Here is a 13,944-nt window from a genome sequence, read left to right as displayed (position 1 = left end):
GGTCGAGCAAGGCCAGAACGGCCGGGGCACCGCCGACGGCGGGCGGGGAAAGAGGATGACGGGCCATGTCAATGCGTCCTCAGCACGATCTTTGCCGACGCCGCGCGTCCGCCATCGAGGTCGGAGAAGGCCCGCGCGCCGTCGCCCAGCACACGCTCCTCGATCCAGACCAGGTCGCCGAAAACGCCGCGATGCAGCGCCTCCACCGTGGCGCGCAGGTCGGCGCTGGTGTAGGTATAGGCGCCAATGAGGGTGATCTCGTCCAGCGTCAGCCGCCGCATGTCGATCTCGCTGGCCCAGTCCTGCAGGCCGATGTGCAGCATGACGCCGCCCGGCTGCACCGCGGCCAGCGCCGCGGCGCGCGTGAGCTTGCCGCCCACCGCGTCCACCACCAGTTCATATGCGCCCGGTTCGGGCGCCGCCTCGCGCGGATCGAAGGCCATGCAGCCCGCGTGCCGCTGTGCCGAGGCGCGCCGCAACGGATTGGTCTCCGCCAGGCTGACGCGGCAACCCTGGCTGCGCAGCAGCAGCGCCGTCAGGAGGCCGATGGCGCCGCCGCCCACGACCAGCGCGCGGGCTTCGGCCAGCGGCCGGAACAGCGCCCGCTGCGCCAGCGCCACGCCGTGCAAGGCCGTGGCCGCGGGTTCGGTCAGCGCGGCCGCGGCGGCCGGCATGTCCTGCGGCACGGGTATCAGGCAGCGCTCGGGTATGGCCATGAACTCGGCGAATGCGCCGGGACGCGTCATGCCCACCATGCCCCGGTTGCGGCAGAGGTTGTTGCGGCCCTGCACGCAGAAGTCGCACTGGCCGCAGTGGATCAGCGGATTGCCGGTGACCCGCTGGCCCGCGCGGCTGCCGCCCACCAGCGTGCCGACGAACTCGTGGCCCAGGATCAGCGGCGGATTGCGGCGCGGATCATGCCCATGGTAGGCGTGCATGTCCGAGCCGCAGATGCCCACGGCCTCGATGCGCAGCAGCGCATCGCCGTCCGCCGGCGCGGGGTCGGGTTCATCGCGGTACGTCAACTGGCCGGGCGCGGTGTAGACAAGGGCTTTCATGGCGGAACTCCACGGAGATGCCGGTCAGCGGGCCGAAAAGCCGCCGTCTATGAACAGGGTCTGCCCGGTGATGTAGGCCGACGCCTCGCTCGCCAGGAATACGGCCGCGCCATGCAGGTCCTCCAGCCGGCCGTTGCGGCCGATCATGGTGCTGGCCGCCAGCGCCTGCACGCGGGCCGGATCGCCCATCACGGGCGCGGTCAGCGGCGTCTCGAAGAAGCCTGGCGCGATCGCGTTGCAGGTAATTCCGTGGCGCGACCAGTACTCGGCGATGGCGCGGGTCAGCTGCATCAGGCCGCCCTTGGACGCGCCATAAGGCGCGCTGTCGGGGAAGGCGCGCACGCACTGCAGCGAGGTGATGTTGATGATGCGGCCCCAGCCGCGTTCGCGCATGGCCGGCGCCAGCGCGCGGGTCAGCAGGAACGGCGCGGTCAGGTTGATCGCCAGGGAGCGGTCCCAGTCTTCATCGGCCGTGTCCTCGAAGGGCTTGCGCACATTGATGCCCGAGGCGTTGACCAGGATGTCGGGCGCGCCGAACGGTTGCGCCGCGCGGGCGGCAAAGCCGCGCAACGCATCGCGGTCAGCCAGATCGCAGGGCAAGGCTCGCGCGCGCAGGCCTTGCGCTTCGAATTCGCCGGCGGCGCAAGCCAGCTCCTGCTCGCGCCGCGCCACCAGCACCACGCTGGCGCCGGCCCGCGCCAGCGCCAGGCCGATGGCCTTGCCTATGCCGGAACTGCCGCCGCTCACCAGCGCGACGCGGCCGTCCAGGTCGAACAGGCGGGACATGTCGTTCTGCATGATGGCTTCACTCCCGCACGGGTTCGCCCAGTTCGAAGGATTCTTTGGGAAAGTACTTGGCCAGGCGGTCGTCCGCCGTGCGCGCATGCGCCTCCATGCCTTCCAGGCGCGAGATTCGCGCCGTCACCTGGGCGGTATCGCGGCTGGCCTGGCGCGTCATGCGCTGCCAGGTGACGGTCTTGATGAACTTGTGCACCGACAGGCCGCCCGAATAGCGCGCCGCGCCCTTGGTGGGCAGGATGTGGTTGGTGCCGCTGGCCTTGTCGCCGAACGCCACCGTGGTTTCCTCGCCCAGGAACAGCGAGCCATAGCAGGTCAGGTGCCGGAACCACCAGTCCAGGTCCTCGCAATGGACCTCCAGGTGTTCGCTGGCGTAACGGTCCGAGACTTCGACCGCCTCCTCGCGCGTATCGCACAGCACCACCTCGCCATAGTCGCGCCAGGCGGCGCCGGCCGCATCCCTGGCGGTGGGCGGCAGGGACGCGATCAGCTCGGGCACCCGCTTGAGCACGGCTTCGGCCAACTTGCGGTCGGTGGTAATCAGCCAGGCCGGCGATTCGTGCCCATGTTCGGCCTGCCCGACCAGGTCCGAGGCGACGATGGCCGGGTCCGCCGACGCGTCGGCGATGATGCAAACCTCCGAAGGCCCCGCGAACACGTCGATGCCCACGCTGCCGAACAGCATGCGCTTGGCCTCGGCCACGAACTTGTTGCCCGGTCCGACGATGATGTCGGCGGGCTTGCCGGTGAACAGGCCGTAGGCCATGGCGGCGATCGCCTGCACGCCCCCCAGCGTCATCACGGCGTCCACGCCCGCCACCTGCATGGCGTACAGCACCTGCGGATGTATGCCCTCGCCGCGGTAAGGCGTGGAGCAGGCGATGACCATGGGCACGCCCGCCGCCTTGGCGGTGGCGATGCTCATGTAGGCCGATGCAATATGCGCGTAGCGCCCGGTGGGCACGTAGCAGCCCGCCACGTTGACGGGTATCAGCCGTTGGCCCGCGACCAGGCCGGGCGCGAGTTCCAGTTCGAACTCGCGCACCGAAGCCATCTGCGCCTGCGCGAACCTGCGCACCTGGCCTGCGGCGAACTCGATGTCGCGCTTGACGCCGTCGGGAATGGACGCGGTGCGCCGTTCCATTTCGCCGGCGCCGACCAGGATATCCCCCTCCCATTTGTCCAGCCGCCGCGCATAGTCGCGCACCGCCGCCTCGCCGCCGGACTTGATGTTCGCCAGCATCTCGGCGGCGACCTCGCGCGCGGCGGCCTCGTTGCCCTGGGGCTGCCTGGACGCGGACTTGAGCTTGCTTACTGCCATGGTGTGGCCTCGCGGAAGAAGGGATGAAGCTCAGTTGGCCTTGTTGGCGAAGGTCTTGAGCGCCGGGGTCTGGTCGACGCGCTTCATGTAGTCGTCCGTGATGTAGGCCTTGGGGTCCGGCACCTCGGTAAGCGTGCCCACGCTCTTGAGGTAGCCCGACAGGGCCTCGTAGGCGTTGTCCAGCGTGGACTTGCCGCCCGCGCGCGACATCAGCTTGAGCTGTTCGTCGAGCGTGAAGATCGGCCGTTCCAGCTCCTGTCCCAGGTAGCCGTCGTTGAGCTTGATGCCATTGGCCTGGAACAGCTTGCGCAGGTAGCCCATGGCTTCCGCCTTGTTGTTCTTCTCGAAGCTGACGGCCCGCAGGTACACCGCCAGGAACTTGGCGACCGCGTCCGGATTCTGCTGGGCGAATTCGCCACGCGCCACCAGCGCGCCGGGAATCATCACGCCCGCATCCTTGCCGCTGCACACGACTTCCGCGCCGATCTGTTCGTTGAGCGTGTAGAAATTGGGCGCCCAGGTGCCGGCCAGCATGCCGTTGCCGCCGGTGTAGGCGGACACCAGCTGCGCCGGGGCCAGCGTCACCACGCTGACGTCGCTGCGCTGCATGCCCCATTTCTTCAGGCAGGCCATGGTGGCGTATTCGCCCGTCGAGTTCGGACTGAGGAGGATCTGCTTGCCCTTCACTTCCTTGGCCGCGTTGCCGCGCACGGCGGCGGCGTTTTCCTTGCGCGCCATCACGCCGTTGGCGGTGGATTCGTCATTGGTGACGCCGAGCGTCACGATGCCGTAGCGCTGCGCCCCCAGCACCGCGGGCGGCGACCCCGTTCCGCCCACGTCCCAGGACTTGGACGCGGCGCCGGCAATCTGCTGCGCGCCCGCCGGATACACCACGAACTCCGGCTTCAGGCCGGCTTCCGCCCACCAGTTCTTTTCCGTGGCGATGTAGATCGGCAGCGCCCAATAGGCGATCTGGTAGCTGACCTTGATGGGCGTCGGCGCCTGGGCCGACGCGGACGGGCTCAACAGCAAGGCGCCCAGCGGCGCCAGGCACAGACCCAGGATGCGGGGGATTCTCGACATGCTTAGTCTCCGATAGTGGATTCCGGTCTGCATGCGCGAGCTGCCGCGACATTCCCCGGATAGCAGGCCCGGATCTGCGTTCGGGCTCGGTTTTTTGAAAGCGCATACAAAGAATAAGCGCGCAAGAATCCCATTCAACCCCGAGAAAACCCTAGAGATAGACCATGGCGTTTCAATAACTGTATATTCACATCATCAAATTTCTGAAAGCGCTTTCAAAATATGAAGCGAAAGTCCGCGCCCCTATCCGGGGACACCCTGAAGTCCATCGCCGCCGCTGGCGGCATCTCGTCGGCAACTTTGTCGCGGGTGTTGAACCACCCTGAAAAAGTGCGGCCCGACCTGCGCGCGCGCGCCATGGCTCTGCTGGCCGAGGCTGGCTACGTGCCGCACGGCGCAGCCCGTTCGCTCGCTTCCCGCAAGACCCGGACCATGGGCGCCATCATCCCCACGGTGGACAGCGCCCTGTTCGCCAAGCTGGTCGACGGCATGCAGCAAGCGATCCACGAACACGGCTATCAGCTGCTGCTGGCCAGCACCAACTACAGCCCCGGGCGCGAAGCGGGCGAAGTCCGCGCGCTGATCGAGCGCGGCGTCGACGCCATGATGCTGGTCGGCCGCAGCCGCGACCCGGAGCTCTACGAACTGCTGCACTCCAAGGGCATTCCCTTCGTCACCACCTGCCATTACGACGCCGCCGATCCCTGGCCCATGGTGGGCTGGGACAACGCCGCGGCGGCGCAGCGCATCGCCGACTACCTGCTGGACATCGGCCACCGCCGCCTTGGCGTGATCGCCGGCATCTCCAAGGACAACGACCGCGCCGCCGACCGCGTGGCCGGCTTCACGCGCGCCCTGACCCGCCGCGGCATCGAACTGCCGCCGCAGTACGTCATCGAAAAGCCCTACACCGTGCCCGAAGCCCGCCGCGCCATGGCCACCCTGCTGCGCCTGCCCGAGCCGCCCACCGCGGTCATGTGCGGCAACGACATCCTGGCCTATGGCGCGCTGCAGGAATGCCTGTGGCAGAACCTGCGCGTGCCCGAGCAGATCTCGATCACGGGCTTCGACAACATCGAAATGGCCGCCCATTGCCGGCCCGGCATCACCACCCTGAACGTGCCGGCCTTCGAGCTGGGCCAGCGCGCCGCCCAGATCCTGCTGGCCGCCGACGCCGGCACGCCGCCCGAGAACGTCTGCATCGAACTGGAATTGATCGTCCGCGACACCACCGCGCCGCCGCGCAGCAGCACCAGTGCGCGGCTAGGCAGCTGACCACAACGGAGCAAGCCCCATGGAACACATCGAATCACCCCGCATCGCATTCCTGGGCCTGGGCGTCATGGGGAGCGCGATGCTGCGCAACCTGGCCGCGCAGGGGTACGCAGTATCAGGCTACGACGTCGTTCCCGCCGCCATGGAGCGCCTGGCCGACACCGGCTTCCGGCAGGCCGCCACGCCATTGGACGCCGCGCGCGGCTGCGACGTGGCGATCACCATGCTGCCCACCTCGGCCCACGTCCGCGACGCCTTGTTCGGCGCCGACGGCGCGGCGGCGGGCTTGAATCCGGGCGCCCTGGTGATCGAAATGAGCACGGGCGACGCGGTCGAGACCGACCGCATCGCCGCCGATCTCGCGGTCCTGGGCCTGCGTTGCATGGACGCCCCCGTGGGGCGCACGCCGCGCGAGGCGGCGCAGGGCAAGGCCTTGATCATGGCCGGCGGCGCGCAGCCCGACTTCGACCAGGCCGCGCCCCTCTTCGCCGCCATGGCCAACGAGATCGTGCATGTGGGCCCTTTCGGTTCAGGCATCCGGCTCAAACTGGTCAACAACTACATGTCCATGGTCGGCATGGTGCTGACGGGCGAAGCGCTGATGTTCGCCGCCAAGCTCGGGCTGGACCGCGCCACCGTCGTCAAGGTGCTGTCCAACACGACAGCGGGGCGCGGACAGCTCCTGACCAATTTCCCCGGCAAGGTGCTGGCGGGCGACATCAGCCCCGACTTTCCCATGCGCATGGGCTACAAGGACATCAACCTTGCCATGAACCTGGCCGCCTCGGTGGGCGCGCCGCTGGGCCTGGGCGGCTACGCCCGCGAGATGTTCGCGCTGGCCAGGTCGTGGGGACGGCAGGAGCAGGACTGCACCGCCATGCTGCTGCTGCTCGAGGACGTGGCGCACCTGGAGCGCCAAGCGGCGGGGTCCGGCCATGAGTGAGCACATCGCAACCCTGCCCGCGCGGCGGCCGCGCGCCTCGCGCCGCCGCGTCACCGTGGGCGTGGCCGCCGTCGCCATCGCCGTCGCCGCCTGGTGGATCGTGTCGGCGCTGGGCCTGGTCAATGGCGCGCGCTTTCCCACCCCTCTCACCACCTGGCAGGCCGCGGTGCAGCTCTCGCGCGATTCGGGCTACGCCGGCGGCACGCTGTTCCAGCACATCGGCCACAGCCTGCGCCTGGTATTCCTGGGATTCCTGGTCGCGATCGGCACCGGCGTGCCGCTGGGCCTGCTGATGGGTTTCAGCAAACGCATCGACGCCCTGGTCGGGCCGGTATTCTCGCTGCTGCGCCCGATTCCGCCGCTGGCCTGGATTCCGCTGGCCATCCTGTGGCTGGGCCTGGGGGATCCGGCGAAGATTTTCCTGATCTGGGTGTCCTCGTTCACGCCCGCCCTCATCAACACCTACGCAGGCGTGCGCAACATCGACCCCACGCTGATCGAGGCCGCGCGCGTGCACGGCGCGGGCAATCCGGCCCGCATGCTGCGCGAGGTCCTGATACCCGGCTCCATGCCCATGATCTTCACCGGCCTGCGGCTGTCGCTGCAGACCGCGTGGATGACGCTGGTGGCGGCGGAACTCATCGGCGCCTTCATCGGCCTGGGCAAGGTGCTGGACACCGCGGCGCTGGACATCCGGCCCGGCATGATCCTGTACGCCATGGTCTGGGTGGGTCTGCTGGGCGCGGTGATGACGCGCGGACTGGAATGGATCGAAAAGAGGGCTTTGCCATGGCTACGCTGACACGCGCCTCGGGCGACCCGCCCGCCTTCACCTTCGGCTTGTCCTGCCTGGGGCTGGCCGGCTTCTTCCTGGCCTGGCATCTGTTGAGCGTGGCGGGCGTCTTCCCGGCCAACTACCTGCCCGGCCCGCTGACCGTGCTGCAGACCATCGCGCAGTACAGCAGCGAACCCTATTCCGGCGCCACGCTCTGGACGCACCTGGGCGCCAGCCTCTACCGCTTCGCCTGCGGCTTCCTGCTGGCCGCGGCGGTAGGCATACCGCTGGGCTTGCTGATGGGCTGGTACCGCTGGCTGGACGACGTGGTCAGTCCGTTCTTCGATGCGCTGCGCTTCGTGGCGCCCATCGCCTGGGTGCCGTTCGCCGGGCTGTGGTTCGGCACCGGCATCGGCGGCCCCACCCTGATCATATTCGCCGGCGCCTTTCCGCCCTGCCTGATCAGCGCCTACCGCGGCGCCAAGTTCGTCGACACGCGGCTGCTGGAAGCCTCGCGCACGCTGGGCGCCAGCGGCCCGCGCATCGTGGCCGAAGTGCTGCTGCCGGCCTCGCTTCCCTCCATCCTGGCCGGCCTGCGCGTCAGCGCCGGCATCGGCTGGCAATCGCTGGTGGGCGCGGAACTGATCGTGGTGGGCAACGGCATCGGCTACATGATGGTGCAGGGGCAGCTCAACGTCGCCACCAATATCGTCATGGCCGGCATGATCGCCATCGGCATCGTCGGCATCTGCATCGACGTTGCGCTACGCATGTTTGAACAGCGCCTGAAGGCGCGCTGGGGACGCTGATGGACCACGCAACATCGGACTCGACCCTGTCGGTCATCGTCACGGGCGGCGCCAGCGGCATCGGCGCGGCGGTATGCAGGCGGGTGATCGAAGCGGGCGGCCATGCCGCGATCCTGGACCTCAACCAGGAAGCCGCGCACACGCTGGCGCGCGAACTGGGACCTCGCGCCGTGGCCGCCCCGGGCGATGTGCTGGATGAAGCCGGACTGCGGGCCACTCAGGAACGGCTTGCCACCCTCCTGCCCGCGGCCACCGGGCTGGTGAACTGCGCCGGCATCGCCCAGGTTCCCACCGCCATCGAAGACTATCCCGTGGAGGCCTGGGCCCGGGTGGTGGATTCCCACCTGAAAGGCACCTACATCGCCTGCCGCGTGTTCGGCAGCGCGATGGCGGAACGCGGGCGCGGAGCGGTCGTCAATGTGGCGTCCGTGCTGTCGTTCCGCCCCGGCCCGGTGCTGGCCTACGGTCCCGCCAAGGCCGCCGTGGTGAATCTGACCGAAGCGCTTGCGGTGCACTGGGCGCGCCGCGGCTTGCGGGTCAATGCCATCGCGCCCGGCTGGACCGACACGCCCTTCCTCAAGCCCAAGGAACGGCAGGGGGAGCGCGACATGACGCCGATCCTGAACGCCACGCCGCTGGGACGCCTGATGCAGCCGCGCGAGATCGCGGAGGTCGTGTTCTTCCTGCTCTCGCCCGCGGCCGCGGTCATCACCGGCGCCACCATTCCTTGCGACGGCGGCGTCATCGCCGGATCAGGGTGGGCGCCCTACGGGGGCTTGCCGCCCGTCTAGCGCGTTTCCGCCTGCCGCAGCTTGTAGTCCAGGATGGGCTGGCCGCCCGACAGGATGTCGGTCTGCATGGCGATGCGGGCGGCCTGCGGATCCTTGTTGCGGATCGCCGCCATCAGCGGGTAGTGGCCGTCGATCATGTCGCGCCCGCCTTCCGCGTAGATCTGCGCGATCAGCGGCCCCATCTTCAGCCACAGGCGCTGCAGGATCTCCAGCATGGTCGGCATGCGGGCGATCTTGCAGTACTCGAAATGGAATCGCTGGTTCAGGCCCACCGCCGTGCGGATGTCCTGGGCCTTGAGCGCGTCCTCGTTGGCCTGCACCATCGCTTCCAGCCGCGCGATGTCCTCGGGCGTGGCGTGCTGCGCGGCCCTGGCCGCCGCCATACCTTCCAGCTCCAGCCGGATGTCACGGATCTCCAGGTACTCGGCCGTACTGACCTCGTAGACCCGGATATCGCGCGCGCTGCGCATGACCAGCGCGCCGTCCTGCACCAGGCGCAGGATCGCGTCGCGCACCGGCGTGACGCTGACACCCATGCTTTCCGCCAGTTCCCGGATACGCAACCGGTCGCCCGGCCGCAGCCTCCCTTCCATCAACGCCTGCGCCAGCCGCTCATAGACGAGCGCCCCCAGGTTTCCGTGTTCCAGCTGGGAGAAGGCGGCGGCGGTCTGCGTGTCGGGGGTCTGCGTCATTGTTGTTGGAGGAAGGGCGCGTGGCAGGGATGAAGACGATACGACAAAGGTCCGCAGGCCGCTTGAGGGCGCACCCGCAGTTTCGGACGAATTTCAATATGATGCATCATAATCAAGTAAAAACCCTTCCGGGAGCCTAGTTAAATTCTCAAGGCAGCTGGCATCAGTAGGATATTCTTGTTTTTCTGATATGGATCAGCGTCGGAAAATAGCATCAACCTATTGATTATTAATGATTATATAAAAACCAGAGGCGATATCTGGCGACTCGCCTGCTCGGGTAATCACTGATTCGGTGCTTTCTGCACTTGATGCATGATGCATCATCTTGAACTACTGATCCCGCCCAACAACGTGTCGGCCCACCCTCTGCGTACCGTTGAATCCGCCGCGCTCACCGAAGCCCTGCTGACCACCTCACCGCCCGCCGTGACCCTGGAAGACGCGGCCACCGTGGCCCGGGCCTGGTATGGCGCCGCCGATTGCCAGCCGCTGGCCGGCGAGCGCGACCGCAATTTCCGCGCGCGCCGCGGCAACGCCTCGTCGCTGACGCTGAAGTTCATCAATGCCGCCGAGAGCGTTGCGGAGACGGAGATGCAGATCGCCGTGCTGCGCCATCTGGAGGGCCGCTGCGCCGTGCCGGTGCCGGCTCACCTCGCGCCCCAGGGCCTGGACGGAGCCGACTGGCTCTCGCACCAGCCGCCTGGCGCAAACGTGGCGGCAGTCAGGGTGCGCGCCTACAGCTTCCTGGAAGGCGAGCCCGGTTCGGCGCTGCGCGCGGAACCCGCGGCCTGGACCGCCCTGGGCCGCGCGGCCGGCGAACTCGACGCGGCGCTGGCGGATTTCTCGCATCCGGCCGCGGGGCGCCAGTTTCTCTGGAACGTGTGCGAAGCGCCTTCGATGCGCCCGCTGCTCGAAGCGGTCGAGGACGCCGGACACCGCCGCCTGCTCGCCGGCTTCCTGGATCTGTACGCCAGCCATACGGCGCCGCAACTGCAAGGGCTGCCGCAGCAGATCATCCACAACGACCTGTCGGCCAGCAACCTGCTGACCGACGCCAGCGGCCTGGCGGTAGCCGGCGTGCTCGATTTCGGCGACATGGTGCAGGCGCCGCGCATCGCCGAAATCGCCATCGCGGCCTCCTACCAGATGACCCAGACCGACACGCCGATGCGCGTGCTGGACTGCATGCTCGACGGCTACGCTTCGGTGCTGGCGCTGAGCCCGCAAGAACGCGCGCTGACGCTGGACCTGGTGCTGGCGCGGCTGGCGCAGCGCATGGTCATCACCGCCTGGCGCGCGCGGCAGTTCCCCGGCAACCGCGACTACATCCTGCGCAGCCACGCCGCCGCCACGCGCCTGTTCGACGCCCTGATCGGCCCCTGGAAGGACGGACGCGATCCGCGCGCCGCCGCTTCCGCATCCCATTGACCTCACGGATACCGCCATGTCCCAGGATCTTCCCGCCTCCCCCCCTGCATCCGGCGACCTGCTTGCGCGCCGCCGCCGCGCGCTGGGCGCGGCTTACCGGCTGTTCTACGACGAGCCCGTGCACCCCGTGCGCGGCGAAGACGTCTGGCTGGAAGACGCGCAGGGCAAGCGCTACCTGGACGCCTACAACAACGTGCCCGTGGTCGGCCATGCCCATCCCGCAGTGGTGGAGGCGCTGGCCCGCCAGGCGGCGGTGCTGAACACGCACACCCGCTATCTGCACGAAGGCGTGGTGGAGTACGCGGAACGGCTGCTGGCGCTGTTCCCGGCCGGCCTGGACAACGCCATGTTCACCTGCACCGGCAGCGAAGCCAACGACCTGGCGCTGCGCGTGGCAATCGAGGCCACCGGCCGCACGGGCTTCATCGTCACCCGCAACGCCTATCACGGCGTGACGCGGTCGCTGGCCGACATGTCGCCTTCGCTGCGACCCGTGGCCAGCCACGTGCGCACGGTGCCGCCGCCCGACAGCTACCGGGGCGATCCGGCGCAGGCCGCCTCGCGCTTTGCCGAAGCGGTGCAAGCCGCCGCCGACGAACTGGCCCAGGCCGGCACGCCCGCGGCCGCGCTGATGGTCGACACCGTCTTCGCCAGCGACGGCATCCACACCGAGTCGAACCAGGCGCTGGCGCTGGCCGCGTCCGCCATCCGGCAACGCGGCGGGCTGTTCATCGCCGATGAAGTCCAGGGCGGCCTGGCCCGCGCCGGGCGGACCTGGTGGGCCTTCCAGCGCGACGGCGTGCTGCCCGACATGGTGTCGCTGGGCAAGCCCATGGGCAACGGCCATCCCATCGGCGCGCTGGTGCTGCGCTCGGACCTGGTCGAGGAATTCGGCCGCAAGTGCCGCTATTTCAATACCTTCGGCGGCAACACGGTATCCGCCGCGGTCGGGCTGGCGGTGCTGGACGCGCTGCAAGCCATGGACGCGCCCAACCGCGTGGCCGAGGTCGGCGCCTACCTGGAGGCCGGCCTGCGCCGCCTGGCCGCGGCCCATCCCATCATCGGCGACGTGCGCGGCCGCGGCCTGTACTGGGGCGTGGAACTGGTGGACGGGCGCCGCCCCGCCGAGCCCGCGCCAGCCATCGCGGCGGCCCTGGTCAACGGGCTGCGCCATGCCGGCGTGCTGATCGGCGCCAGCGGTCCGCAGGCCAACGTACTGAAGATCCGCCCTCCCCTCACTTTCCAGAAGGCCCACGCGGACCTGCTATTGCAGGCCCTGGAACAGCAATGCGCCGCCGCGCGGCCCTGACGCATCGGGCCGCCCACTCGCAGTCTCCACGCCACAGAAAGGAAAAAAGAAAATGAAGCAGCTTCCACCCAAGATGAAATCGATGCTCGGCCAGCTCGCCCTGGGCGCCGCGCTCCTGGCCTCGGCGGCATCCGGCGCCCATGCGCAGACCCGCGGCGGCACCTTGAACGTGATCCTGAATCCCGAACCGCCCACGCTGATCTACGGCCTGAACCAGCAGACGCCCACGCAGATCGCGGCAGGCAAGATCTACGAGGGCCTGCTGACTTATGACTTCGATCTGACGGCCAAGCCGTCGCTGGCGAAATCGTGGGAGATTTCCCCCGACGGCCTGGTCTACACCTTCCACCTGCAGCAAGGCGTGACCTGGCACGACGGCAAGCCCTTCACCGCCGAAGACGTGCGCTTCTCGCTGCAGGACTACCTGCCGCAGACCCACCCGCGCGCACGCGGCAATCTGTCGCACGTGGCCAGCATCGAGACGCCCGACGCGAATACGGTAAAGATCACGCTGAAACAGCCTTACGCGCCCTTCCTCAACGCCTTCGAAGTTTCCAGCGCGCCCATCATGCCCGCCCATCTGTACAAGGGCACGGACTTCCGCAACAACCCCGCCAACCAGACGCCGATCGGCACGGGCCCCTTCAAGTTCAAGGAATGGAAGCGCGGCCAGTATGTGCAACTGGTGCGCAACGAGAGCTACTGGCAGGCTGGCCTGCCCTATCTGGACAACGTCTACTTCCAGGTCATCCCGGACTCCGCGTCGCGCCTGCTGGCGCTGGAAAACGGTTCGGTGCAGGTCGCCAGCTTCGGCGACATCGACTTCGCCTTCCTGCCGCAGATCAAGGCCAACCCCGCGCTGGAAGTCACCACCAAGGGCTATGAGTTCGCCGGCCCGCTGTCGTGGATCGAACTGAACCACCGCGTCAAGCCGCTGGACGACAAGCGCTTCCGTCAGGCGATCCAGTACGCGATCGACCGCGACTTCATCGCCAAGCGCATCTTCTTTGGCGCCGCGCGGCCCGCCACCGGCCCGATCTCGTCGGTCACGAGTTTCTACGACGCCAACATCCCGCAATACAAGTACGACCCGAAAAAGGCCATAGCCCTGCTCGATGAAATGGGCCTCAAGCCCGACGCCAACGGCAAGCGCGTATCGCTGCGGCTGCTCGGCCTGCCCTACGGCGACACCTGGAACAAGGTGTCCGAGTACGTGAAGAATTCCTTGGCCAAGGTCGGCATCGACGTGGTGCTGGAAAGCACGGACGCCGGCAACTGGGCGCGCCGCTACGCCAACTGGGACTTCGACATGACGGTCACCTACCTGTACCAGTACTCGGACCCCGCGCTGGGCGTGGACCGCAGCTACCGTTCGGACAATATCCGCCAGGGCGTCTACGGCACCAACATCTCCGGCTACACCAATCCCGAACTGGACAAGGTGTTCACCAGCGCCTCGCTCGAAACCGACAAGCAGAAGCGCCAGCAGCTCTACACGCAGGCGGCCACCACGCTGGCGCAGGACGCGCCCTCGGCCTGGCTGGTGGAGCTGTCGTTCCCGACCATCACCAGCAAGTCGGTCAAGAACGTGACGACTTCGGCCATCGGCGTCGCCGAGACCTTCGCCACCACCTACATCCAGAAGTGAGGAGAGGCAGG

Annotated in this window: 13 protein-coding genes; 8 read left to right on the top strand and 5 right to left on the bottom strand. The window is 68.2% G+C overall.

Annotated features, from left to right (window positions below; genetic code table 11):
• Window positions 1-68: 68 nt before the first annotated feature.
• From BRO63_RS06280 to BRO63_RS06265, 4 genes are read right to left on the bottom strand one after another with little or no spacing between them, the layout of a single operon-like run.
• Complete coding sequence (locus BRO63_RS06280; RefSeq protein WP_088138910.1) at window positions 69-1,058, bottom strand: alcohol dehydrogenase catalytic domain-containing protein; 990 nt, start codon at window positions 1,056-1,058, stop codon at window positions 69-71.
• A gap of 24 nt (window positions 1,059-1,082) precedes the next feature.
• Window positions 1,083-1,856 (bottom strand): SDR family NAD(P)-dependent oxidoreductase, encoded by a 774-nt coding sequence (locus tag BRO63_RS06275; RefSeq protein WP_088138909.1) that lies wholly within the window; start codon window positions 1,854-1,856, stop codon window positions 1,083-1,085.
• A gap of 7 nt (window positions 1,857-1,863) precedes the next feature.
• Window positions 1,864-3,177, bottom strand: a complete 1,314-nt coding sequence (gene hisD / locus BRO63_RS06270; protein ID WP_088138908.1) for a histidinol dehydrogenase — start codon at window positions 3,175-3,177, stop codon at window positions 1,864-1,866.
• A 30-nt stretch (window positions 3,178-3,207) separates the two neighbouring features.
• Window positions 3,208-4,260 (bottom strand): ABC transporter substrate-binding protein, encoded by a 1,053-nt coding sequence (locus BRO63_RS06265; RefSeq protein WP_088138907.1) that lies wholly within the window; start codon window positions 4,258-4,260, stop codon window positions 3,208-3,210.
• 222 nt (window positions 4,261-4,482) lie between these two features.
• Between BRO63_RS06265 and BRO63_RS06260 the strand changes: the two genes are divergently transcribed.
• Genes BRO63_RS06260 through BRO63_RS06240 form a run of 5 tightly spaced genes read left to right on the top strand, consistent with a single transcriptional unit; the run spans window position 4,483 to window position 8,853 of the window.
• Window positions 4,483-5,535, top strand: coding sequence for a LacI family DNA-binding transcriptional regulator (locus BRO63_RS06260; protein ID WP_088138906.1), 1,053 nt, complete (start codon window positions 4,483-4,485; stop codon window positions 5,533-5,535).
• A gap of 19 nt (window positions 5,536-5,554) precedes the next feature.
• Window positions 5,555-6,478 (top strand): NAD(P)-dependent oxidoreductase, encoded by a 924-nt coding sequence (locus BRO63_RS06255; RefSeq protein WP_088138905.1) that lies wholly within the window; start codon window positions 5,555-5,557, stop codon window positions 6,476-6,478.
• Window positions 6,471-7,280: an ABC transporter permease gene (locus BRO63_RS06250; RefSeq protein WP_088138904.1), complete on the top strand. Its 810-nt coding sequence runs from the start codon at window positions 6,471-6,473 to the stop codon at window positions 7,278-7,280. Before BRO63_RS06255 ends, BRO63_RS06250 begins: the two co-directional genes overlap by 8 nt.
• The gene (locus tag BRO63_RS06245) at window positions 7,268-8,062 is read left to right on the top strand and encodes an ABC transporter permease (protein ID WP_088138903.1); all 795 of its coding nucleotides are present in this window, start codon (window positions 7,268-7,270) and stop codon (window positions 8,060-8,062) included. The genes BRO63_RS06250 and BRO63_RS06245 overlap by 13 nt, the downstream gene beginning before the upstream one ends.
• Window positions 8,062-8,853, top strand: coding sequence for an SDR family NAD(P)-dependent oxidoreductase (locus BRO63_RS06240; RefSeq protein ID WP_088138902.1), 792 nt, complete (start codon window positions 8,062-8,064; stop codon window positions 8,851-8,853). Before BRO63_RS06245 ends, BRO63_RS06240 begins: the two co-directional genes overlap by 1 nt.
• Here the strand turns inward: BRO63_RS06240 and BRO63_RS06235 are convergent.
• Window positions 8,850-9,545 (bottom strand): GntR family transcriptional regulator, encoded by a 696-nt coding sequence (locus BRO63_RS06235; protein ID WP_088138901.1) that lies wholly within the window; start codon window positions 9,543-9,545, stop codon window positions 8,850-8,852. The two genes, BRO63_RS06240 and BRO63_RS06235, sit on opposite strands and share 4 nt — an antisense overlap.
• A 315-nt stretch (window positions 9,546-9,860) precedes the next feature.
• Here BRO63_RS06235 and BRO63_RS06230 point away from each other — a divergent pair, with 315 nt between their 5' ends.
• From BRO63_RS06230 to BRO63_RS06220, 3 genes are all read left to right on the top strand, one after another.
• Complete coding sequence (locus tag BRO63_RS06230) at window positions 9,861-10,976, top strand: phosphotransferase (RefSeq protein WP_088138900.1); 1,116 nt, start codon at window positions 9,861-9,863, stop codon at window positions 10,974-10,976.
• A 16-nt stretch (window positions 10,977-10,992) separates the two neighbouring features.
• On the top strand, window positions 10,993-12,285 hold the full coding sequence (locus tag BRO63_RS06225) for an aspartate aminotransferase family protein (protein WP_088138899.1): 1,293 nt from the start codon (window positions 10,993-10,995) through the stop codon (window positions 12,283-12,285).
• A gap of 73 nt (window positions 12,286-12,358) precedes the next feature.
• Window positions 12,359-13,933, top strand: coding sequence for an ABC transporter substrate-binding protein (locus BRO63_RS06220; RefSeq protein WP_218824087.1), 1,575 nt, complete (start codon window positions 12,359-12,361; stop codon window positions 13,931-13,933).
• Window positions 13,934-13,944 lie beyond the last annotated feature (11 nt).

Origin of the sequence: Achromobacter xylosoxidans (assembly GCF_002192695.1) — a bacterium.
Lineage (GTDB): Bacteria > Pseudomonadota > Gammaproteobacteria > Burkholderiales > Burkholderiaceae_B > Achromobacter > Achromobacter xylosoxidans_C.
Note: the sequence above shows the minus strand (reverse complement) of the source record. Positions and strands in the feature narration are given on the sequence as shown.